The following is a 21,895-nucleotide window of genomic DNA, read 5'->3' on the forward strand; positions in this document are numbered from 1 at the left end:
ATCCCTTTGTCATTCAACCGTTTGCGCTTCGCATGACCCTCACCCACGTCGACGCCACCTTGCCTGATGCCGGGGCGTCGGCCGCCATTGCGCGTGTGGTGATCGATACACCGCTCGATGCCGTATTCGACTACCGATGCGCGCAACCGGTGCTGCCGGGGCAACTGGTGGTCGTGCCATTCGGCAACCGGCGCGTGGTGGCCCTGGTGGTGGAGGCCGCCGATACCACCGACGTGCCGCAGGACCGCCTGCGTGACGTCGAACGCGTGCTCGACTGGGTGCCGCCGCTGGATACCGAATGGCGCGCGTTGGCTGAGTTCGCGGCCGGCTACTACCACCGGGCGCTGGGTGAAGTGACCTTGCCCGCGCTGCCGCCACTGTGGCGCACGCCCGGTAGTTGGGACAACCTCGCGCGCCAAGCTACGGAAACCGTCTATCTGATGCAGGAGCCGGCGTCCGCTCACGCCACCGCATTGCTGGACAGCGTGCCCAAGCGCGCCGCAGGAGCAATGCGACTGGCCGAAGCGCTGACCGGCGACGGCGAGCTGTCCACCAGCGCCGCCGTCGCCCTGCACGGCCAAGCCGTGGCCAAGCTTCGCGACTGGGCGGCCGTGGGCTGGCTGCGCGCGGAATTGCGGCCCAAGGCGCTGCTGCCGGTGCCGCTCGAATTACCCGAGCCGTCCGTCGCGCCCGCGCTGAACGCCGAGCAGGCCGCCGCCGTGGCCGCCATCGCGCAGGCGGGCGCTGGCGGTGCCTTCAGCCCGTTTCTGCTGTACGGCGTAACCGGCAGCGGCAAGACCGAGGTGTACCTGCACGCCATCGCCGATGCCCTGACGCGCAATCCGGCCGCGCAGGTGTTGATGCTGGTGCCCGAGATCAACCTGACGCCGCAGCTCGAAGCACGCATCGCGGCACGCTTTCCTGGCGTGCCAATGGCGGCGCTGCACAGCGGTCTGGCCGAGCAGCCGCGCGCGCTGAACTGGCTGGCCGCGCATCGCGGCGAGGCGCGCATCGTGCTCGGCACGCGGCTGGCGATGCTGGCCTCGCTGCCGAACCTCGCGCTTATCCTCGTCGACGAGGAGCACGACACGTCGTACAAGCAGCAGGAAGGCCTGCGCTACTCCGCGCGCGATCTGGCGCTGTGGCGGGCCAAGCAGCGCAACATCCCGGTTGTGCTGGGCTCGGCTACGCCGTCACTGGAGACCTGGTGGCGCGCGGAACAGGGCGCCACCACGCGCCTGACGCTATCGCAGCGCGCGCAGGCCGACGCCGTGCTGCCGCGCGTATCGCTCGTCGACCTGACCCTGGAGCGTCGCGCCGGGCGCGAGATCCGAGATGGGCTCTCCAAACCGCTGGTTGATGCCATTGCGGACCGCCTCGCGCGCGGCGAGCAGAGCCTGCTGTTCCTCAACCGCCGTGGCTATGCGCCGGTGCTCTCGTGCGACGCGTGCGGGTGGCTATCGGGCTGCCCGCGCTGCTCGGCGTACCTCGTACTGCACAAGCCCGAGCGACGCCTGCGCTGCCACCACTGCGGTTATGAATCGAGCATCCCACACCATTGCCCGGACTGCGGCAACGTCGACATCGCCCCGCTCGGGCGCGGCACGCAGCGCATTGAGGAAACGCTCGGCGAGCTGTTTCCGCAGGCGCGCGTGGCCCGCATCGACGCCGATTCCACCCGCCGCAAGGGCAGCGCCGAAGCGCTGTTCGACACCGTGCACGAAGGCAGCGTCGACATCCTGATCGGCACGCAGATGGTCGCGAAGGGGCACGACTTCCAGCGCGTGACGCTGGTGGGCGTGGTCGCGCCCGACCCTTCGCTGTTTTCGCACGACTTCCGCGCTGGGGAGCATCTCTTTGCCTCGCTGATGCAGGTGGCCGGCCGTGCGGGCCGGGCGGGCTTGGCCGGCGAGGTGCTGATTCAGACCCGGTATCCCGACGCACCGGCGCTGCAGGCGCTGGTTCGGCACGACTACGACGGTTTTGCGCGCCAGTTGCTGCGGGAGCGCAAGCAGGCCGGGCTGCCGCCGTTTGCCTATCAGGCGTTGTTGACCGCCGAGCACAAGGAAGTGGCGCGGGCGCTGGAGTTTCTGGGCGCTGCGCGTTCGGCGGGTGAAGCGTTGGCGGCTGATTTGGGTGCGCCGGTGTTTTTGCATGATCCGGTGCCGATGACGATGGTGCGGCTGGCCAACCGCGAGCGGGCACAGTTGCTGGTGGAATCCGGTTCTCGGGCGGCTTTGCAGAAGCTTTTGACTGCTTGGACTGAGGGGTTTGCTGGGATCGGAAAGACTGTGAAGGGGGTGCGGTGGCAGTTGGAGATTGATCCTTTGCGGATTTGAGGGCTGGTGGTCCACCTCCCTTTCGTACCCTGCCGGGCACGACTCACTTTTCTTTGTCTTGCCAAAGAAAAGTAAGCAAAAGAAAGGCGCGCCCGAGATGGCGAAAGATTCCTTGAATTTGCGTAACCGGGCGGAGGCGGGGAAAACTCGCTGCGCTCAGACAGTTCCCCACCTCTTTTCCGCCCGCTTACGAAAATTCAAGGCGCCATCAAGGGCTCAACGTCAAAAGCAAAAGGCCAACCCGTCGTGAGGTTGGCCTTGTCGTTTGGGCTGGCGCCCAGAGGGTGTGGCTGTTGTCCTTTGACTTTCCTGCCCTAGATGGCGCCTTGAATTTCTGTTGCAGGGAGGAAAAAGGAAGGGAAACTGTCTGAGCGCAGCGAGTTTTTCCCTTCCCCTCCCTGCGACAGAAATTCAAGGAGTGGGTCGCCATCTCGGGCGCGCATTTCTTTGCTTACTTTCTTTGGGCAAGACCAAAGAAAGTGAGTCAGCCCCGGCAGGGGATGAAACAAGGGATGCACCAACAACAAAAAAACAAGCCCCCAAAGTCACCCCAAAGCCCCACCGCCCTGTGCGGTTGCACCCCAAATCTACCCATTTCGAACCAAGGGGTTTCACTAGGTTGCACCTTCTGGGCCGCCAGGCGTATGATCCGCCCAATTTGCCGGCCACAAGCCAGGCAATGGCAGCTCTGGATAGGAACCCACATGGCTACAACCACCCTCGGGGTCAAACTGGACGATGCTTCGCGTGAACGCCTCAAGCGCGTTGCGCAGTCCATTGACCGCACGCCGCACTGGCTGATCAAGCAGGCGATCTTCACGTATCTGGACCAAGTGGAGCGGGGGCAGCTGCCAACTGATGCAAACGGCCCGGCGGCGGATGGCCTCCCGTCCGCCGCCGCAGCCGTCTCGGATGTGCACGAGGGTGATGAACCTGCGGTGCAACCGTTCCTCGAATTCGCGCAAAGCGTGCAACCGCAGTCGGTTTTGCGCGCTGCCATCACGGCCGCCTACCGCCGGCCGGAAACCGAAGCCATTCCGATGCTGCTGGAGCAGGCCCGCTTGCCGGGCGCGCTCGCCTCGGAAGCCAAGCAGCTCGCACGGGACTTGGCCGGCAAGCTGCGCACGCAAAAGGTTGGCTCCGGCCGCGAAGGCCTGGTGCAGGGCCTGATCCAGGAATTCTCCTTGTCGAGCCAGGAAGGCGTGGCGCTGATGTGCCTGGCCGAGGCGCTGCTGCGCATTCCCGACAAGGCCACGCGCGACGCGCTTATCCGCGACAAGATCAGCAACGGCAACTGGTATTCGCATGTCGGCCAGAGCCCGTCGCTGTTCGTGAATGCCGCCACTTGGGGCCTGCTGCTCACGGGCAAACTGGTTGCCACGCATAACGAAGCTGGGCTGTCGAAGGCGCTTACGCGCATCATCGGCAAGAGCGGCGAACCGCTGATCCGCAAGGGCGTGGACATGGCGATGCGCCTGATGGGCGAGCAATTCGTCACCGGCGAAACCATTTCCGAAGCGCTGGCCAACGCGCGCAAGTTCGAGGCCGAGGGCTTCCGCTACTCCTACGACATGCTCGGCGAGGCCGCGATGACGGAGGAAGACGCGCAGCGCTACCTGGCTTCCTACGAGCAGGCCATCCGCGCGATCGGCCAAGCGTCGGGCGGGCGCGGCATCTACGAAGGGCCGGGCATCTCGATCAAGCTGTCGGCGCTGCATCCGCGTTACTCGCGCGCGCAATACGACCGCACCATCAACGAGCTGTATCCGCGTGTGAAGGCGCTCGCCATGCTGGCGCGTGAATACGACATCGGCATCAACATCGACGCCGAAGAAGCGGACCGCCTGGAGCTGTCGCTCGACCTGCTGGAGCGCCTGTGCTTCGCGCCCGAGCTGGCTGGTTGGAATGGCATCGGCTTCGTGGTGCAGGGTTACCAGAAGCGCTGCCCGTTCGTGCTCGACTACATCATCGATCTGGCCCGCCGTAGCAAGCACCGCCTGATGATCCGCCTGGTGAAGGGCGCGTACTGGGACAGCGAGGTCAAGCGCGCCCAGGTCGACGGCCTGGAGGGCTACCCGGTCTACACGCGCAAGGTCTACACCGACGTGTCGTACCTGGCCTGCGCGCGCAAGCTGCTGGCCGCGCCGGAGGCGATCTTCCCGCAGTTCGCCACGCACAACGCGCATACGCTGGCGGCCATCTATCACATAGCCGGTCAGAACTATTACCCCGGCCAATACGAATTCCAGTGCCTGCATGGCATGGGCGAACCGCTGTACGAGCAGGTTGTGGGCAACAAGCCGGGCAAGCTGAACCGCCCGTGCCGCATCTACGCGCCGGTCGGCACGCATGAAACGCTGCTGGCCTACCTGGTGCGCCGTCTGCTGGAAAACGGCGCCAATACCTCGTTCGTGAACCGCATTGCGGACGAGTCGATTCCGCTGGACGACCTCGTCGCCGACCCGGTGGCGGTGGTGGAAAAGATGCACGCCGATGAAGGGACGCTCGGCCTGCCGCATCCGAAGATTCCGCTGCCGCGCCACCTCTACGGTGACGTGCGCGCAAATTCGTCGGGCATCGACCTGGCGAACGAGCAGCGCCTGGCGTCGTTGTCGTCCGCCCTTCTTGCAGGTACCAGCACGGTCTGGAACGCCGCGCCGACGATTGGCGATGCGCCTTACACGGGAGGCACGCCTCAGCCCGTGCGCAACCCGGCCGACCTGCGCGACGTGGTTGGCCACGTGACCGAGGCTACTGAGGCCGATGTCGATGCCGCGCTGTCGGCTGCTGCCGCTGTCGCGCCGATCTGGCAAGCCACGCCGCCCGAGGCGCGCGCCGCGCTGCTCGATCGTGCCGCTGATCTGATGGAAGGCGAGATGCAGCACCTGATGGGGCTGATCATCCGCGAAGCGGGCAAGACGCTGTCGAACGCCATCGCCGAAGTGCGTGAGGCTGTCGACTTCCTGCGTTATTACGCAGCGCAGGTGCGCGGTGGGTTCTCCAACGACACGCACCGCCCGCTGGGCCCGGTGGTGTGTATCAGCCCGTGGAACTTCCCGCTGGCGATTTTCACCGGCCAGGTGAGCGCGGCGCTGGCCGCCGGCAACCCGGTGCTGGCCAAGCCCGCTGAGCAGACCCCGCTGATCGCCGCCCAGGCCGTGCGCATCCTGCGCGAAGCCGGCGTGCCGGCCGGTGCCGTGCAACTGCTGCCGGGCCGCGGCGAGACCGTCGGCGCGGCGCTGGTGAAGGATGCGCGCACCAAGGGCGTGATGTTTACCGGCTCGACCGAAGTCGCGCGCATTCTGCAGCGCACGCTGGCCGGCCGCCTGGATGCCAACGGCGCGCCGATCCCGCTGATTGCCGAGACCGGCGGCCAGAACGCGATGATCGTGGATTCGTCCGCACTGGCCGAGCAGGTGGTGGCCGATGTGCTGTCGTCTGCGTTTGATTCGGCGGGCCAGCGTTGCTCGGCGTTGCGCGTGCTGTGCCTGCAGGATGACGTCGCCGACCGCGTGCTCGCGATGCTCAAGGGCGGCATGGCCGAACTGGCGATGGGCAATCCGGATCGCCTCGCCACGGATGTCGGCCCGGTGATCGACGCCGATGCGCGCGACAACATCGTCGGCCATATCGAAGGCATGCGCGCCAAGGGCCGCCGCGTGCATCAGGCGCCGGTGCCGGCAGCCTGCGCACACGGCACGTTCGTGCCGCCGACGGTGATCGAACTCGACAGCCTGTCGGACCTGACGCGCGAGATCTTCGGCCCCGTGCTGCACGTGGTGCGCTGGAAGCGCACGGCGGACAACACCGGCCTGACCAAGCTGGTCGAACAGATCAACGGCACGGGCTACGGCCTGACGCTGGGCATCCACACGCGCATCGACGAGACCATCGCGCACGTCGTTGACCGCGCGCATGTCGGCAACCTGTATGTGAACCGCAATATCGTCGGCGCCGTGGTGGGCGTGCAGCCGTTCGGCGGCGAAGGCCTGTCGGGCACCGGCCCGAAAGCGGGCGGCCCGCTGTATCTGCTGCGCCTGCTGTCGACGTGCCCGCAGGACGGCATGCGGACTGCATTGCAGTTGACCGCAGGTGCCGGCACGGAAATCGATACCGATGCGCGCCGCGCCCTGCTGGCGCCGTTCGATGCGCTGACCGATTGGGCGCGCAAGCAATCGCCCGTGGCGCAGTCCGCCAACCTGGCGGCGTTGTGCGAACGCCTGGCCGCGGCTTCGGCCACCGGTGCCACGCTCACGCTGCCGGGCCCGACCGGGGAGCGCAACACCTACACGCTGCTGCCGCGCGAAGCGGTGCTGTGTGTGGCCGTCGATCCGGCCGACTGGCTGCGGCAGTTGGCCGCTGTGCTGGCGGTCGGCAGTGCTGCGGTGGTGCAGGAAAACCCTGCCATCGAAGCGGTGCTGCGCGGGCTGCCGGCGGCAGTACAATCGCGCGTCCGCGTGGTGCCGGCCCTGGACGGGGCCGACTTTGACGCGGTGCTGCACCACGGCGATTCGGACCATCTGCGCGCCATCTGCGAAGGACTGGCGCGCCGCGCCGGCCCGATCGTGGGGGTGCAAGGCCTGCCGCATGGCGGGGAAGGGCTGGCGCTGGAGCGCCTGCTGATCGAGCGTTCGCTGTCGGTCAATACGGCCGCAGCGGGTGGCAACGCCAGCCTGATGACCATCGGCTGACGGGGAGCACTAGCAGGATTCGCCGTCACGTTCGCACGACGGGTGCAAACGTGGGGCGAAGCGGGAGGAGGGCGACGGTGATCCCGTCGCGCTATTGATCCAAATTGCGTTTGAACTAGGAGACGCACAAATGAAATTGAAGCAACTGTGTCTGGCGGCAGCACTGTGCGCGCTGGGTAGCGCGGCATCGGCTCAGGAAGTCGTCAAGCTGGGCTATGCCGGCCCGATGACCGGTCCTCAAGCCCAGTACGGCAAGGACATGCAGAATGGCCTGACGCTGGCTGTGGAAGAGTTCAACGCCACCAAGCCGAAGATCGCCGGCAAGGAAGTCAAGTTCCAACTGATCTCGGAAGACGACCAGGCTGACCCGAAGACCGGCACCACCGTCGCACAGAAGCTGGTGGATAACGGAATCAAGGGCATGCTCGGCCACTTCAACTCGGGCACGACCATCCCGGCCTCCCGCATCTATAACAACGCAGGTATCGCAGAAATCGCGATGGCCACGGCGCCGGAGTACACCAAGCAAGGCTACAAGACTACGTTCCGCATGATGACCTCCGACACCCAGCAGGGTTCGGTGGTCGGCACGTTTGCCGTCAAGAAGCTGGGCTACAAGAACATCGCCATCGTCGATGACCGCACGGCTTACGGCCAAGGTCTGGCGGACGAGTTCGAGAAGGCCGCCAAGGCCGCTGGCGGCAACATCGTGCGTCGCGAGTTCACCAACGACAAGGCCAGCGACTTCAAGTCGATCCTCACGCAGATCAAGTCGAAGAACCCGGACGTCGTGTTCTACGGCGGCGCGGAAGGCCAATCGGCTCCGCTGGTCAAGCAGATGCGCGAGCTGGGCATGAAGGCCACGCTGATGTCGGGCGAAATGTCCAAGACCGACGACTTCATCAAGCTGGCTGGTGCGCAAGCGGCAGAAGGCGTGGTGTGTTCGCTGGCCGGCCTGCCGCTGGACCAGATGCCGGGCGGCGCTGGCTACAAGCAGCGCTATGAGAAGCGTTTCGGCACGCCGGTGCAGACGTACTCGCCGTACGCCTATGACGGCGCGATGGCCCTGATGAAGGCGATGGTGGCTGCCGGCTCGTCCGACCCGAGCAAGTACCTGCCGATCCTGGCTGCGACCAACATGCAAGGCGTGACCGCCAAGCATTACGCCTACGACGAGAAGGGCGATCTGAAGGACGGCGGCATCACCGTCTACAAGGTCACCGGCGGCAAGTGGGCACCGCTGGAGAGCGTGGGCGGCAAGTAATCGGCTCGCGCGCTCGGCAACCCCGAGAGACGGCTGCTTAGCTCAGCCCCATCCGGCTTGCCGGATGGGAGCATCGAGCGAGTGGAACCTGACGACCCGGTCACGGATGTGGCGGGGTCGTTTTTTTATGGGCCGCGTCAGTCGCCCTCCGGTAGCTTCGACGAGTGATGGCTGGTGATGCGCCACTGCTCCCCATCCCACTTGTAGGTGAACGTGTAGCGCGCCCTGACGCGCGAACCGTTGTCGAACGCGAACGTATAGAGCCCGGCATCGATGGCCGAGTTGCAATCGATCTCGATCTTGCGGAAATCGATCGTGCCCACGGGATGCTTCTCAAGGAAGTGGTGGAAGTAATCCAGCTTCTCTTCGGCGCTCAGGCGCGGTCGGTTGGACACCGTCGGCAGCAGGATGGAATCCGGCGCGTAGTTGGCGACGACCCGGGTCGCATCGCCAGTCTGCAGGGAGGCGTTCCATCGGTCGAACAGGGCGGCGATGTCCTGTTCCGAGGTGGTGACACAGCTTTCGGTCGCGGCTTGCGCGGCAGGCGCATGCGTGCTGCATAGGGCGAGCGCGGACAGCAGCGCGATCTTCGTGATGCCTGTCTTCATGGCGGGGTCGGTGATTAAGCGTGAACGGTACAGGCACGGCTGCCTGGTGGGCGTTCAGTAAATCGGCGGCGTCAAATCCTGTCATCCCCGCGCAAGCGGGGGAGAACAACACCCCTCGCGGCTTTCTGAGACTGGCTGACACGTCCGTGCGACGCGCAGATCAATCGAAGCGGATGGGCCGCACAGTGCTTGATCCGCCATGCGCCCCGTGAAACGATCCCGCCCGAAATCCGCCAGCGGTCGGGCGCTCACCCGTCACCTTGCACACGGTGTTCGCCACGGCAGCCCATGTGTTTGGGCTGACTGCGCGCATCCCCCCCGCAGCGAACCGGGCAAATTCAGTCAGACGACACGCATGAAAGAAAACGGAGGATTGCTATGTTGAAGCGCTTCTTAAGCCGCTTCTGGGTCTTGGCATTCGTATTGGTCGTTGCGGCCTGCGGTGGCGGCGACGACCAATACGAATGCCAACCACAACCCGGCTGCGCAAGGCACCACGCTGATGGTGTACATGGTGGGGTCGGATCTGGAATCCAACCCTGACCTGCGAGCCGGCACCCGCAATCTGAACGAAATGCTCAAGGCCGCCGCTGCGGCCAACGTCAACGTTGTGATCGAGACCGGCGGCGCGAACGTCGCCGACGCGACCACCATCGTCAAGACCTGGCGCAGCGTCAAACGCCACGCGCTGAAGAATGGCCAGTTGCAGGCGTTGGCGGACATCGGCGCACAAAACATGGGCGCATCGCAGACGCTGACCGACTTCATCACCTGGGCGGCCAAATCGTATCCCGCCGCGAACTACCGGCTCGTGCTGTGGGACCACGGTGCCGGCTGGAAGGGCTTCGGCTTGGATGAAAACCAAACCACCCAGAACTCCATGACCGTGCCGCAGATGACGGCCGGCGTCGACGGCGGCGCACGCGCGGCCGGCATCCGCTTCGACGTGATCGGTTTTGACGCTTGCCTGATGGCGACCGCCGAAGTGGAGGCAGCGCTGGCCCCCGATGCCGACTACCTGCTGGCGTCGGAAGAGCTTGAACCCGGCTCCGGTTGGGACGGAAGATCGCGATCGAAAACGCGGGTCAGAGCCCCACGGTCTTCGGTCGTGCGGTTGTCGACAGCGTTATTGCCAAGCAGCTCGCGGGCGAGGATGGCGCCATGGATAGCCGCCTTGGCCCGCTGCCTGCGCCCACCGACTCCATTGCACCGTTGACCCTGGTCTACAACCCGACCACCAATGACGTCGTCAATCTGGTGCCGGGCGCGCCGTTTAGCGCCGGCAGCCTGACCTTCGCGCCTACGCCACTGCCGGCCGCTAACCTGCGGGGCATTCTCGTGACGGACTTTGTCGGCAACACCCAGTTGTCACCGCTCAGAGGGCTGCCGATGTAAGCCCGTGCCCGCGTTTGCGCCGGTACACGGCGCGGACGCGGGCAACTTCCCACCTTCCGTTGCCGATTGGGGCACACGGATTCCCGTAGCCAGATCGGTATCGCCATCCCTCCCGGCGCAAATGCCGGTCTGCGCCCAGCGTGCGCATCAACGCGAGGTAGCGGGCTTGATCCGGCTTCTTCGTCAAACAATCGTCATTTTCCGGCAACGATCCTGTAACTCGCTTCGATCGCGTGTCAGTGCTTGGCTGACTTCTCGTCCAGGGTGCTTCGGGTACCATGTCGGCCATGACAGGACTTCACGATCTCTTCCCCTCGTGGCCGCCTGCCCCTGGCGGCCTGTTCTGGATAGGGCTGGCGCTGGTGGGCGCGGCGCTGTGCGGCGAATTCGCGCGCGTGGCGCTCCGGCTGCCGCGCATTGTTGGCTATGCGGCGGCCGGGCTGGCGGCCGGCGTGCTCGGGCGCCCGCTGATCGATGCCGAGATGCTCGAGCAGACCCACATCCTGATAGAGATGGCGCTGGCGCTGGCGCTGTTCGAACTGGGCCACCGGCTCTCGTTCGACTGGCTGCGCGCCAACCGCTGGCTGCTGCTCACGAGCGGCTTCGAGAGCTTGCTGACCTGGGGCCTCGTCACCTGGGTGCTGCAGGTGCTGGGCGTGGCGACGCCGGTGGCCGTGGCGGCCGGCGCCATTGCTGTAGCAACGTCGCCCACCATCCTCCTCCAACTGAAGAACGAACTGCGCGCCGAAGGTCAGGTGACCGAGCGGCTGCTCTCGCTGGGCGCGCTCAACAGCATTTATGCCAGCGTGCTGGTGCCGCTCACCGCCGGCTGGCTGCACAGCGAGTATGGGCATTGGGGCGCGGCGCTACTGCATCCGCTATACCTGCTTGTAGGGTCGGCCGCATTGGCCTGGGTGGTGGGCAAGGTGGGGCACGCGCTGTATCACCGCATGGCGGGTGATGATCACTACGCCTTCCTGGTGCTGGTGGGCCTGGTGTTCTTTGCCTTGGCGATGGCCAAGCTGCTCAAGTTGTCGGTGCCGCTCACGCTGCTGCTCGCGGGCGTGGTGTTCAAGCATCAGGACGCGCACCCGCGCGTGTGGCCTTCGCACTTCGGTAGCGCGGGCAGCATCCTGATCGTGGTGATGATCGTGTCACTCGGCCTGCCGCTGCGGGCATCGGACTGGATGATTGGCGGTGTGGCGGCAGTCGCGCTGGTGCTGGCGCGTTTCGTCGCCAAGCTGGCCGGCACGGCGGCGCTGGGCTCGTTCTCGGGGCTGTCGATGCGGCAGAGCGTGGCCCTGGGCTTGGCGCTCGGGCCGATGTCGGGGTTGTCATGGTTGCTGATGCACGATACGGCAGCGCTGTACCCGCAGACCGGCGCGCCGCTGGCGGCCATCCTCCTGTGCACGCTGGCGATCCAGCAGATCGTCGCGCCCATCCTGACCGCGCGTTCGCTGCGCTGGGCGGGTGAGGTTCGCCAACAGGAAAACGGAAATCGTTAGGGGTCTGTCATGTCGCTGGAACCGTTTGCCAAATCCGAAGCGCTCACGTTCGGCGTCGAACTGGAGCTGCAACTCGTCAACCGTCACGACTACGACCTCGCCTCGGCGTCGGCCGACCTGTTGCGCATGCTCAAGGGCAAGGAGCATCCCGGTGACATCAAGCCCGAGATCACCGATTCGATGATCGAGATCTCCACCGGCATCTGCCACAGCCATGACGAGGCGCTGTGGCAACTGCGCGAGATGCGCGACTGCATGGCCGAAGCCGCTACGGCGCTGAACATCGGCATCTGCGGCGGGGGCACACATCCGTTTCAGCAGTGGAGCCAGCGCACGATTTCGCAGTCGCCACGCTATCAGTACATCTCGGAGCTGTACGGCTACCTGGCCAAGCAGTTCACGGTGTTCGGCCAGCACGTGCACCTGGGCTGCCCGAGCCCCGATGACGCGCTGTACCTGCTGCACGCCATGTCGCGCTATGTACCGCACTTCATTGCGCTGGCCGCCTCATCGCCGTTCGTGCAGGGGGTGGACACGGGGTTTGCCTCCGCGCGCATGAATTCGGTCAGTGCCTTCCCGCTGTCGGGCCGCGCGCCCTTCGTGCTCACGTGGGACGCCTTCGTCGTCTACTTCGAGAAGATGCGCGCCACCGGCGTGATCGAGAGCATGAAGGACTTCTACTGGGACATCCGCCCCAAGCCCGAGTACGGCACCATTGAAGTCCGCGTGATGGATACCCCGCTGACGGTGGAGCGCGCCGCCGCCATTGCCGCGTATATCCAGGCGCTGGGCCGCTGGCTGTTGCTCGACCGTCCGTTCGTGCCGGTCGAAGACGACTATCTCGTCTACACCTTCAACCGCTTCCAGGCGTGCCGCTTCGGCCTGGCGGGGGAATACGTCGACCCGGCTACGGGCAACCGTGGCGCGTTGGCTGATCACATCCTGGAAACCAGCAAGGTGCTGTCGCGGCACGCCGAGGCGCTGTCGTCCGAAGGCGCGCTCGAGATGGTCCGCGAGGTGGTGGAGGCGCGCGAGACAGACGCCGAGTGGATCCGCCGCGCACAAAACGAAACCCGCAACCTGCACGAGACAGTCCGACGCGGTTGCGGGCGGTGGACGCAGGCCGCTACACAGCCTGCGTAATCAATCGATCAGTCGTTGCGGACCGTGCCCGGCGCTTCCAGCCAGCGCTGCATGAAGACGAGATCGAGCCACTGGCCGCGCTTGATGGCGGCCTCGGGCATGCGGCCGACTTCCTCGAAACCGAGTTGCTCGTGCAGCCGGATGGAAGCCACATTGGCGCCGTCGATGGCGCCGACCATCACATGCTTGCCCAGCGCCGCGGCGCGCACGCACAGCGCTTCCACCAGCAGGCTGCCGATGCCCTTGCCGCGCCAGTCACGGTGTACGTGTACCGAGTGCTCGACGGTGTGGCGGTAGCCGGGGTAGGGGCGGAAATCCCCGAACGACGCAAAGCCCGCGACCTGCCCGTCGTCGTCCGCCACCAGCACCGGGTAACCCTGCGTGGCCCGCAAGGCCAGCCACGCGCGGCGGTCTTCCAGCGTGGCCGGGGTTTCCGTGTAGATCGCGTTGGACGTGGCGATCACGTCGTTGTAGATGGCGAGGATGGCCGGCAAGTCGGCTTCAGTGGCGTCACGGAGCAGCATGATGAGGCGTTCGGGTTGAGCGTCAGTGAGTCGGGCGCACCGCCAGCACGCGGCGCGCGAACGCCCAGCATACCAAGGCGAACACGATCAGCCCAAGCCATTGCGCGTTGCCCTCGAACGACTCGCTGACCAGCGCGAGCGGTGCATCCTTGCCCGTGGCGCCGATGATGGCCGCCATCAGCACGCCCACGAGGCTCTCGCCCACGATCAGGCCCGAAGCCAGCAGCACGCCGTGGCGGTTCGGCACTTCGGCGTATTTGGCGAACGGCACGCCAGCAGCCTGCGCGCGCCGGGCGAGGATCTTGTCGATTGCCCACGCCAGCACCGCGCCGATCACCAGCGGCGCGCTGACCGTCGGCGGCAGGTAGATCCCGATGCCAACCGCCAGCACCGGAAGCCGCGCCACGCCGCCGCGCTGCTTGAGCGCCCAGTCGATGGCGATGAGGATGGCACCGACGATGATGCCGGCAATCACCATGCTCCACTCCAGCTTGTGCGTGAAGATGCCGGTGGCAATGGCCGTCATGAGCGTCGCCTGCGGGGCGGACAAGGCTTGCGCTGCGTCCATGCCGGCGCGCGGCAACGCACCCGGAAAGCCGTACGCGTTATAGAGCAACTCCAGCACTGGCGAGATGACCGCCGCACCCGCCACGCAACCGATCAGCAGCGCGACCTGCTGGCGCCACGGCGTGGCACCGACCAGCCAGCCGGTCTTCAGATCCTGCAGGTTGTCATTCGAGATGGTCGCCACGGCCACCACGGCAGAGGTGGTGAAGATTGCCAGCGCGATGCCCAGCTTGCTGGCTTCGGGCGAACCGACCAGGCCGTTGTCTGCCCCCACTGCCAACAGCAGCAGCGACACCAGCGTGATGGCGATGATGCCCACGCCCGAAATCGGACTCGTCGACGAGCCGACCAGCCCGGCCATGTAGCCGCACGCCGCTGCCACCAGGAAGCCGAACACCACCGCAAACAGCACCGCGCACGCAATCAGCGTCCAGCGCGAGCCGGCCGACAGCATGGTCGGCGCGAGGAAGGCTGCGAAGGTGATCACCAGCACCACCACCATCGCCAACGTGACCAGCACGATCCAGCGCGGCGCCATGTCTTGCTCGGTACGCTGCGTGGTCTCGCCTTGCGGACGCAGGCTGCCGAACGAGCGCTTCACGCCGCGCACCACGGGGCCGATCAGCGTGGCCAACGTCCACACCGCCGCCACCGCGATTACGCCTGCACCGATAAAGCGCACCTGCGTGCGCCACACGTCGGTGCCGAATGCGGAGAGCGCCTTGCCTGCTGGCATCGGCGTGACGGAAGTCAGGTACGGCACCGCGATGCCCCAGGCAATGACGAGGCCGACCAGCATCGCCAGCCCCGCCACGACGCCGATCAGATAACCCGCGCCGAGCAGCGCCGTCGAGAAGCCCAGCGGCAGCCGCACCACCGAAGCGCCGGCAGCGAGCCACCAACTCGCACCTTCGCCCAGCACGCGCAGGCCGTTGGTCGCAAACGCCACAACCGCCGCCACGATGCCGCCCGTGGCGATATCGCGCATGCCGGTGGCGGCGGGCGCGGCGTCGTCATTGGCGGCATTCGCGCCGTCAGCGGACTGCCCGCTGCCCACGCGCAGGATTTCCGCCGCAGCCACGCCTTCCGGGTACGGCAGGTCGCTCTGCACCACCATCGCGTGGCGCAGCGGAATCGTGAACACCACGCCCAGCATGCCGCCCGCCATGCAGACCCCAAACGTTTGCCAAAACGGAAAGCCTTGCCAATGCCCGATCATCACCAGGCCAGGCAGGATGAAGATGATGGAAGACAGTGTCCCGGCTGCAGACGCCTGGGTCTGCACCATGTTGTTCTCGAGGATGTTAGTGCCGCCGAGCATGCGCAGCGCCGCCATCGAAATGACCGCTGCGGGAATCGCCGAGGAAAAGGTCAGGCCGACTTTCAGGCCGAGGTACACGTTCGACGCGGTGAAGACGACGGTGATGATGGCACCGAGGATCATGCCGCGCAGCGTCAGTTCCGGCAGGTTGGCCGCCGAAATGTGCTTTGGAGGGAGGGATTGCATTCCTGCGTCTCCGAGGAGGGTTTTTGTGGCCCGGATTATAGGAGGGGCAGGATGCGGGGGCAGTGGGTTTTTGTTTTGCGCTTGCTCTAACTTTTTTTGTTTGTGGTCCATCCCTTATTTCATCCCCTGCCGGGGCCAAAAGAGAGATGGACCACCAAAGCCCAAACCAAAATTCAGCACTCCACAATATTCACCGCCAACCCCCCGCGCGCGGTTTCCTTGTACTTGGTCTTCATATCCGCCCCCGTTTCCCGCATCGTCTTGATGACGGAATCGAGCGACACGTAATGCGTGCCGTCGCCACGCAACGCCATGCGCGCCGCATTCACTGCCTTCACGGACGCCATCGCATTGCGCTCGATGCACGGAATCTGTACCAGCCCGCCGACCGGATCACACGTCAGGCCGAGGTTGTGCTCCATGCCGATTTCCGCCGCGTTTTCGACCTGCTCGGGCGTGCCGCCCTGCACGGCAGCGAGCGCACCCGCCGCCATCGAGCAAGCCACGCCCACCTCGCCCTGGCAGCCGACTTCCGCGCCGGAGATGGAGGCGTTCATCTTGTACAGCATGCCGATCGCGCCGGCGGTGAGCAGGAAGTCGACCACGCCGTTGTCGTTCGCGCCGGGCACGAAGCGATCGTAGTAGTGCAGCACGGCGGGGATGATGCCGGCCGCACCGTTGGTCGGCGCTGTGACCACACGCCCGCCTGCGGCGTTTTCTTCGTTGACGGCAATCGCGTACAGGTTCACCCAGTCGATCACCGATAGTGGATCGGACAGCGTGCGTTCAGCCTGGCCAGTGAGCCGCGCATGCAGCTCTGGCGCGCGGCGGCGCACATGGAACGGGCCGGGCAATTCGCCTTCGGTGCGGCAACCGCGCGCCACGCACGCCTGCATCACTTGCCAGATATTGAGCAGGCCGGCGCGCACTTCGGCTTCGCTGCGCCAGGTCAGTTCGTTTTCCAGCATTAGGCGGGCGACAGATTTGCCCGTCGCTTCGCACATCGCCAGCAGTTCGCGGCCGCTGCGGAACGGATGCGGCAGTTGGTCGTGCGCAGAAAGCACCTGTGTATTCGGCGCACCGGCCGTGACGACAAAGCCGCCGCCCACCGACAGGTAGCGCGCCTCGCGCAGCCGCTCGCCGGCCGCATCGAAGGCGTGGAACTTCATGCCGTTGGGGTGTTCGGCCATGGCTTCGCGACGGTAGAAGGCGATGTGTTCCTTCTCGGTAAAGCGCACGGCGTGACGGCCCAGCAGCGACAGCGATTGCGATGCGCGCAGCGCGGCCAGCTTGCTGTCGATGGTGTCGGGGTCGATGGTGTCGGGCGCTTCGCCCATCAGGCCGAGGATGACGCCGCGATCCGTGCCGTGGCCCTTGCCGGTGGCGCCAAGCGAGCCATACAGCTCCACGCGCACGCTGGCCACGTTGGCCGTCAGCCCGTCGGCTTCAAGGCCCGAGGCAAACATCAGTGCGGCGCGCATCGGGCCGACAGTGTGCGAGCTGGACGGGCCGATGCCGATCTTGAAGAGGTCGAAAACAGAAACAGCCATGGGGTAGGGCTCCGGGGGCGTTAGGGAGCAAGCCGGCTTGTGGCCACTTGCGCCGGTTGATACTTGCCCGCTGTCTACTGCAATGATGCGCCGATCAGCGAGCCGCGCACAGCGCCAGCCAGTCGGGCGCAGTGGCGGCCAGCCGTTCGGCCAGCGGGCGATATTGGGCATCCAGCCGCGCGGCTTGCCAGTACAACGTGCCGGCGCTCTTTGGCTCCCACGGGCCCGAGAAACCGGGCAGGCCGGCGTCGGCGCGTTTCTTGTCGAAAGCCACGTGCGAGTGGACGTATTCCTCGTGCGTGCGGCTGCCGTCTGCATACGGCGTAAGCCAGTCGAGGGCGGCGGCCAGCGTGGCGCCGTTGCTCGCGCGCTCGCGCAGCCAGTTCTGGCCGAACGGCTGCACGGCAATTGCGGCCATCGTCAGCGGTTCCAGGTCGTAGACCACGTAGTGCAGCGCGTCGCGGTCTTCAAAGTCTTCCACCGAGCCGTCCGGCCGAACATTGTTGGCGAGCTGCTGCAGGAACAGGCGATGCACCTGCGCGATCAGCGCGCGGTCGCCCAGCGCGGCGGCGGACATTGCCATCAGCTTGATGCGATGGCTCTGCCAGTTGTTGATCCACGTGTGTGAAAGCGGCTGACGAGCGGCCTCCGTGCGGGCGCGGGTTTGACTGATATAGCCCTCGGCCAGCGTGCGCAGAAAGCGCTGCGTCTCGTCGCGCGTGCTGGAGGTGAGACCGTCCCGGGCCAGCGTGTAGGCCTGGATCAGCGCGTCGAACTTGGTCTCATCGATCGGGTTGAAGCTCGGCACGTAAGTACCGACCCATGCGTGCAGGAAGGTATCGACCTGCTCGGCGAAGCGCCTGTCGCCGGTGAGGCGCCAGGCCATCGCGGCGTCGCGCATGGCGGGGAAATCGCGCGCGGCACTGACGGATTCGTCGTAGATGCCCTGGTGTGGCAGCGTGCCTTCGGTATGCAGGCGCGGCAGCGGGTGCGGGGTCTGCGTCAGATGCTGCGTCGCGCGGGCGACGAGCTTGACGGCAGCCGGATCGCCAGACTCGGCGGGCGAGACGTTGCACCAGTCGCGCGCCGGGCCGGCCGGGCTGTGCGTGCCGGCATACACGGCCGCTGCGGCCCCCGCCTGCGTGGGCGAGCAGGCGCTGCATGCCGCCAGGGCGGCGCTGCAGGCGAGCAAACGAAGGATCGGGGCGCAGCGGATCATCGGCATGGCAGGCTCTTGTAGGTGGCGTGATGCCGCCAGCCTAAACGGCGAGGCGCCCGAAAAGCATCGGTTGTGAGAACGGTTACAGCGATTGCGCGCAGTTACATGTGACGCGGCGGCGGTGTAGAGCGCCCCCCCGCCGCGTCACCTCCGGCCCGTCAGGTCAGTCTTGCGCGTACTCGCTCATCGGCACGCAGGCGCAGAACAGGTTGCGGTCGCCGTAGACGTTGTCGGCGCGGCCGACCGGCGGCCAGTACTTCTGCTTGCGCAGCGACGCCACCGGGTAGGCGGCCTGCTCGCGCGTGTACTTGTGCGACCACGTATCGGCCATTACCACCTGCGCGGTGTGCGGGGCGTGCTTGAGCGGGTTGTCTTCACGGTCGAATTCGCCCGAGATCACCTTGTCGACTTCGCCACGGATGGCGATCATCGCGTCGATGAAGCGGTCGAGTTCTACTTTCGGCTCGCTCTCGGTCGGCTCGATCATCAGCGTGCCCGGCACCGGGAAGCTCATGGTCGGTGCGTGGAAGCCGAAGTCCATCAGGCGCTTGGCGATGTCTTCGTTGCTGATGCCCGATTCCTTCTGCAGCGGACGGATGTCGAGAATGCACTCGTGCGCCACCAGATCGTGCGCGCCCGTGTACAGCACCGGGTAATACGGCGACAGACGCTTGGCCACGTAGTTGGCCGACAGGATGGCCGTCTCGGTGGCGGCGGTCAGGCCAGCGGCGCCCATCATGGCGATGTACATCCACGAGATCGGCAGGATCGACGCCGAGCCGAACGCCGCCGCCGACACGTTGCCGATGTTCTGGCTGGCGTCTTCACCCGAAGCCGCGCGGCCGGGCAGGAACGGTGCGAGGTGCGCGCCCACGGCCACCGGACCGACGCCCGGGCCGCCACCGCCGTGCGGAATGCAGAACGTCTTGTGCAGGTTCAGGTGAGACACGTCGCCGCCAAAATGGCCCGGCGCGGCGGTGCCGACCATGGCGTTCATGTTGGCGCCGTCCACGTACACCTGGCCGCCGTGGCTGTGCACGATCTCGCACACGCGCTTGATGCCTTCTTCGAACACGCCGTGCGTGGACGGGTAGGTGATCATGATGGCCGCGAGGTTCTTGCTGTGCTCGGCGGCCTTCTTCTCCAGGTCGGCCAGATCCACGTTGCCGCGCTCATCGCAGGCCACGACGACGACCTGCATGCCGGCCATCTGTGCCGATGCCGGGTTCGTGCCGTGCGCCGACGACGGGATCAGGCACACGTTGCGGTGGCCCTCGCCGCGGCTGGCGTGGTAGGCATGGATGGTCAGCAGACCGGCGTATTCGCCCTGCGAGCCAGCGTTCGGCTGCAGGCTCACGGCTGCATAACCGGTCGCGGCGCACAGCATCTGCTCGAGCTGGTCGATCATCTCGCGGTAGCCAACGGTTTGGTCGGCCGGTGCGAGCGGGTGGATGTTGGCGAACTCGGGCCACGTCACCGGCAGCATTTCGGCGGTGGCGTTGAGCTTCATCGTGCACGAGCCCAGCGGGATCATGGTGCGGTCCAGCGCCAGGTCCTTGTCGGCCAGGCTGCGCAGGTAGCGCAGCATTTCGTGCTCGGAATGGTGCGTGTTGAAGACCGGGTGCGTGAGGTACGCGCTCTGGCGAGCGAGCGCGGCCGGGTAGGCATCGGCCACGCTGGCTTCCACCTTGTCGAAGTCCGGCGCGGCAGCGTGGGCCGCGTGGGCGAAGACTTCCCACAGTGCGACCACATCGGCCCGCGTGACGGTTTCGTCCAGGGAGATGCCCAGGCGCGCGTCGTCGATCTGGCGCAGGTTCATGCCATGCGCCTGCACCGCGACGTGCAGGTTGGCGGTGCGCGGGCCGGTAGTGATGGTCAGCGTATCGAAGAAGACATCGGCTTCCAGCGTGTAGCCGACGGCGCGCAGGCCGGCGGCCAGCGTGGCGGTCAGGCGGTGCACGCGCTGGGCGATGCGCTTGAGGCCCTGCGGGCCGTGGTAGACGGCGTACATCGACGCCATCACGGCCAGCAGTACCTGCGCGGTACAGATGTTCGAGGTGGCCTTCTCGCGGCGGATGTGCTGCTCGCGCGTCTGCAGCGCGAGGCGGTAGGCCGGGTTGCCCTGCGCATCGACCGTTACGCCGACGAGGCGGCCCGGCATCGAGCGCTTGAACGCATCGCGCACGGCCATGTAGCCAGCGTGTGGGCCACCGAAGCCGAACGGCACGCCAAAGCGCTGCGTATTGCCGATTACCACGTCGGCACCCCATTCGCCCGGCGCGGCCAGCAGCGTGAGCGCCAGCAGGTCGGCTGCGGCGACGACCAGGCCGCCGGCGGCGTGCACGGCGTCGGTCAGCGCCTTGTAGGTATTCAGGTCACCCAGCAGCGCACCGTTGGTGCCGGGGTATTGCAGCAGCACACCGAAGGCGTTGTGCTTGGCGGAGTCTGCTGCCGGGCCGGTCACGACTTCCACGCCGATCGGCTTGGCGCGCGTGCGCACGACTTCCAGCGTTTGCGGCAGCACGTCGTCGGCCACGAAGAACACGTTGGACTGGTGCTTGCCCACGCGCTGCAGCAGCGTCATCGCCTCAGCAGCAGCAGTGGCTTCGTCCAGCATCGACGCGTTGGCGATGTCCATCGCGGTCAGGTCGATCACCATCTGCTGGAAGTTCAGCATCGCTTCCAGGCGGCCCTGCGAGATTTCCGGTTGGTACGGCGTGTAGGCCGTGTACCAAGCCGGGTTCTCAAGGATGTTGCGCAGGATCACGCCCGGCGTGTGCGTGCCGTAATAGCCCTGGCCGATCAAGCTCTTGGCCACGCGGTTCTGCCCGGCGATGCCGCGCAGCTTGGCCAGGGCCGCTTCTTCGGTCAGCGGCTGCGTGAATTCGCCCAGCGGCATGCCGTCTTGGCGGCGGATGGCGGGCGGGATCACGGCGTCGATCAGCGCGGCGCGGTCGCGATAGCCAAGCGCGGCGAGCATCTTCGCCTGTTCGTCGGGCGAGGGGCCGATGTGGCGGCCGGCGAAGGCGTCGCGCGCCTCCAGTTCAGCCAGGGTGGGGCGTTCGGCAGAGAGGGCCGAGGAAGCGGGGTGCGGAGCGTTCATGGCAAGGGCTCGAAATTCAGGCAAGGGCCAGTCAGGACCAATGCGGGGCCGACGCGCGGGTCAGGCGCATCGGCTTGGAAGACCGGCTTAGCCGATCTTGGCGGTGTATTGCTCGGCCGACAGCAGGGCGTTCACATCGTCTGCGTTGGCCGGCTTGATCTTGAACAGCCAGGCCGCGTAGGCGTCGGCGTTAACGGACTCGGGCGCGCCCGAGGCGTCGGCGTTGTTGGCGATCACTTCGCCCGAAACCGGTGCGTAGATATCGGATGCAGCCTTGACCGATTCCACCACGGCAATCGCCTCGTCCTTGCTCACGCTGCGACCGGCTTCCGGCAGCTCCAGGAAGACGATGTCGCCCAGCGCGTCTTGCGCGTAATCGGTGATGCCGATGGTCAGCGTGCCGTCGGCTTCAACGCGGACCCACTCATCGTGTTCGGTGTACTTCAGATCGGCGGGGATGTTGCTCATGTGGGGTTCTCC

14 protein-coding genes are annotated in these 21,895 nt (G+C 66.2%); 7 read left to right on the forward strand and 7 right to left on the reverse strand.

What is annotated here, in order from left to right:
- Positions 1-32 precede the first annotated feature (32 nt).
- The 3 genes from B4F51_RS13085 to B4F51_RS13095 all read left to right on the forward strand — a co-directional run bounded on the left by B4F51_RS13085 (position 33) and on the right by B4F51_RS13095 (position 8,294).
- A complete protein-coding gene (locus B4F51_RS13085) occupies positions 33-2,339 on the forward strand; it encodes a primosomal protein N' (protein ID WP_296226132.1) in 2,307 nt (768 codons plus the stop codon).
- A gap of 704 nt (positions 2,340-3,043) precedes the next feature.
- Entirely contained in the window at positions 3,044-7,030 is a 3,987-nt protein-coding gene (gene putA, locus B4F51_RS13090) for a trifunctional transcriptional regulator/proline dehydrogenase/L-glutamate gamma-semialdehyde dehydrogenase (protein WP_296226134.1), read from the forward strand.
- 130 nt (positions 7,031-7,160) lie between these two features.
- Positions 7,161-8,294 (forward strand): branched-chain amino acid ABC transporter substrate-binding protein, encoded by a 1,134-nt coding sequence (locus B4F51_RS13095; RefSeq protein WP_296226138.1) that lies wholly within the window; start codon positions 7,161-7,163, stop codon positions 8,292-8,294.
- A 137-nt stretch (positions 8,295-8,431) separates the two neighbouring features.
- On the opposite strand, the gene B4F51_RS13100 is transcribed toward B4F51_RS13095, so the two are convergent.
- Entirely contained in the window at positions 8,432-8,902 is a 471-nt protein-coding gene (locus B4F51_RS13100) for an SgcJ/EcaC family oxidoreductase (RefSeq protein WP_296226140.1), read from the reverse strand.
- Between the two features lie 442 nt (positions 8,903-9,344).
- On the opposite strand from B4F51_RS13100, the gene B4F51_RS13105 reads away from it, so the two are divergent.
- The 4 genes from B4F51_RS13105 to B4F51_RS13120 all read left to right on the forward strand — a co-directional run bounded on the left by B4F51_RS13105 (position 9,345) and on the right by B4F51_RS13120 (position 12,945).
- Positions 9,345-10,118, forward strand: a complete 774-nt coding sequence (locus tag B4F51_RS13105) for a clostripain-related cysteine peptidase (RefSeq protein WP_296226143.1) — start codon at positions 9,345-9,347, stop codon at positions 10,116-10,118.
- On the forward strand, positions 10,064-10,297 hold the full coding sequence (locus B4F51_RS13110; RefSeq protein ID WP_296226145.1) for a hypothetical protein: 234 nt from the start codon (positions 10,064-10,066) through the stop codon (positions 10,295-10,297). Before B4F51_RS13105 ends, B4F51_RS13110 begins: the two co-directional genes overlap by 55 nt.
- Positions 10,298-10,575: 278 nt before the next feature.
- The gene (locus B4F51_RS13115; protein ID WP_296226147.1) at positions 10,576-11,802 is read left to right on the forward strand and encodes a cation:proton antiporter; all 1,227 of its coding nucleotides are present in this window, start codon (positions 10,576-10,578) and stop codon (positions 11,800-11,802) included.
- Positions 11,803-11,811: 9 nt separating this feature from the next.
- Entirely contained in the window at positions 11,812-12,945 is a 1,134-nt protein-coding gene (locus B4F51_RS13120; protein WP_296226148.1) for a YbdK family carboxylate-amine ligase, read from the forward strand.
- 8 nt (positions 12,946-12,953) lie between these two features.
- Here the strand turns inward: B4F51_RS13120 and B4F51_RS13125 are convergent, their stop codons facing one another.
- The 6 genes from B4F51_RS13125 to gcvH all read right to left on the reverse strand — a co-directional run bounded on the left by B4F51_RS13125 (position 12,954) and on the right by gcvH (position 21,883).
- Positions 12,954-13,469, reverse strand: a complete 516-nt coding sequence (locus tag B4F51_RS13125; RefSeq protein WP_296226150.1) for a GNAT family N-acetyltransferase — start codon at positions 13,467-13,469, stop codon at positions 12,954-12,956.
- Positions 13,470-13,491: 22 nt separating this feature from the next.
- On the reverse strand, positions 13,492-15,543 hold the full coding sequence (locus B4F51_RS13130; protein ID WP_296226151.1) for an OPT family oligopeptide transporter: 2,052 nt from the start codon (positions 15,541-15,543) through the stop codon (positions 13,492-13,494).
- A gap of 173 nt (positions 15,544-15,716) precedes the next feature.
- The gene (locus tag B4F51_RS13135; protein WP_296226153.1) at positions 15,717-17,093 is read right to left on the reverse strand and encodes an L-serine ammonia-lyase; all 1,377 of its coding nucleotides are present in this window, start codon (positions 17,091-17,093) and stop codon (positions 15,717-15,719) included.
- Positions 17,094-17,187: 94 nt separating this feature from the next.
- Positions 17,188-18,312, reverse strand: a complete 1,125-nt coding sequence (locus B4F51_RS13140) for an alginate lyase family protein (RefSeq protein WP_414706769.1) — start codon at positions 18,310-18,312, stop codon at positions 17,188-17,190.
- A gap of 163 nt (positions 18,313-18,475) precedes the next feature.
- Positions 18,476-21,415, reverse strand: a complete 2,940-nt coding sequence (gcvP, locus tag B4F51_RS13145; RefSeq protein ID WP_296226159.1) for an aminomethyl-transferring glycine dehydrogenase — start codon at positions 21,413-21,415, stop codon at positions 18,476-18,478.
- An 87-nt stretch (positions 21,416-21,502) separates the two neighbouring features.
- Positions 21,503-21,883, reverse strand: a complete 381-nt coding sequence (gene gcvH, locus B4F51_RS13150) for a glycine cleavage system protein GcvH (protein ID WP_296226160.1) — start codon at positions 21,881-21,883, stop codon at positions 21,503-21,505.
- Between the last annotated feature and the right edge of the window lie 12 nt (positions 21,884-21,895).

The sequence above is a fragment of the Ralstonia sp. UBA689 genome, from assembly GCF_002298975.1.
Taxonomy (GTDB): domain Bacteria; phylum Pseudomonadota; class Gammaproteobacteria; order Burkholderiales; family Burkholderiaceae; genus Ralstonia.

What these genes read in the sequence shown, in the direction of transcription:
- B4F51_RS13085 (WP_296226132.1), top strand. Translation starts at nt 33, where the DNA reads ATGACCCTCACCCACGTCGACGCCACCTTGCCTGATGCCGGGGCGTCG.
- putA (WP_296226134.1), top strand. Translation starts at nt 3,044, where the DNA reads ATGGCTACAACCACCCTCGGGGTCAAACTGGACGATGCTTCGCGTGAA.
- B4F51_RS13095 (WP_296226138.1), top strand. Translation starts at nt 7,161, where the DNA reads ATGAAATTGAAGCAACTGTGTCTGGCGGCAGCACTGTGCGCGCTGGGT.
- B4F51_RS13100 (WP_296226140.1), bottom strand. Translation starts at nt 8,902, where the DNA reads ATGAAGACAGGCATCACGAAGATCGCGCTGCTGTCCGCGCTCGCCCTA.
- B4F51_RS13110 (WP_296226145.1), top strand. Translation starts at nt 10,064, where the DNA reads ATGGATAGCCGCCTTGGCCCGCTGCCTGCGCCCACCGACTCCATTGCA.
- B4F51_RS13115 (WP_296226147.1), top strand. Translation starts at nt 10,576, where the DNA reads ATGTCGGCCATGACAGGACTTCACGATCTCTTCCCCTCGTGGCCGCCT.
- B4F51_RS13120 (WP_296226148.1), top strand. Translation starts at nt 11,812, where the DNA reads ATGTCGCTGGAACCGTTTGCCAAATCCGAAGCGCTCACGTTCGGCGTC.
- B4F51_RS13125 (WP_296226150.1), bottom strand. Translation starts at nt 13,469, where the DNA reads ATGCTGCTCCGTGACGCCACTGAAGCCGACTTGCCGGCCATCCTCGCC.
- B4F51_RS13130 (WP_296226151.1), bottom strand. Translation starts at nt 15,543, where the DNA reads ATGCAATCCCTCCCTCCAAAGCACATTTCGGCGGCCAACCTGCCGGAA.
- B4F51_RS13135 (WP_296226153.1), bottom strand. Translation starts at nt 17,093, where the DNA reads ATGGCTGTTTCTGTTTTCGACCTCTTCAAGATCGGCATCGGCCCGTCC.
- B4F51_RS13140 (WP_414706769.1), bottom strand. Translation starts at nt 18,312, where the DNA reads ATGATCCGCTGCGCCCCGATCCTTCGTTTGCTCGCCTGCAGCGCCGCC.
- gcvP (WP_296226159.1), bottom strand. Translation starts at nt 21,415, where the DNA reads ATGAACGCTCCGCACCCCGCTTCCTCGGCCCTCTCTGCCGAACGCCCC.
- gcvH (WP_296226160.1), bottom strand. Translation starts at nt 21,883, where the DNA reads ATGAGCAACATCCCCGCCGATCTGAAGTACACCGAACACGATGAGTGG.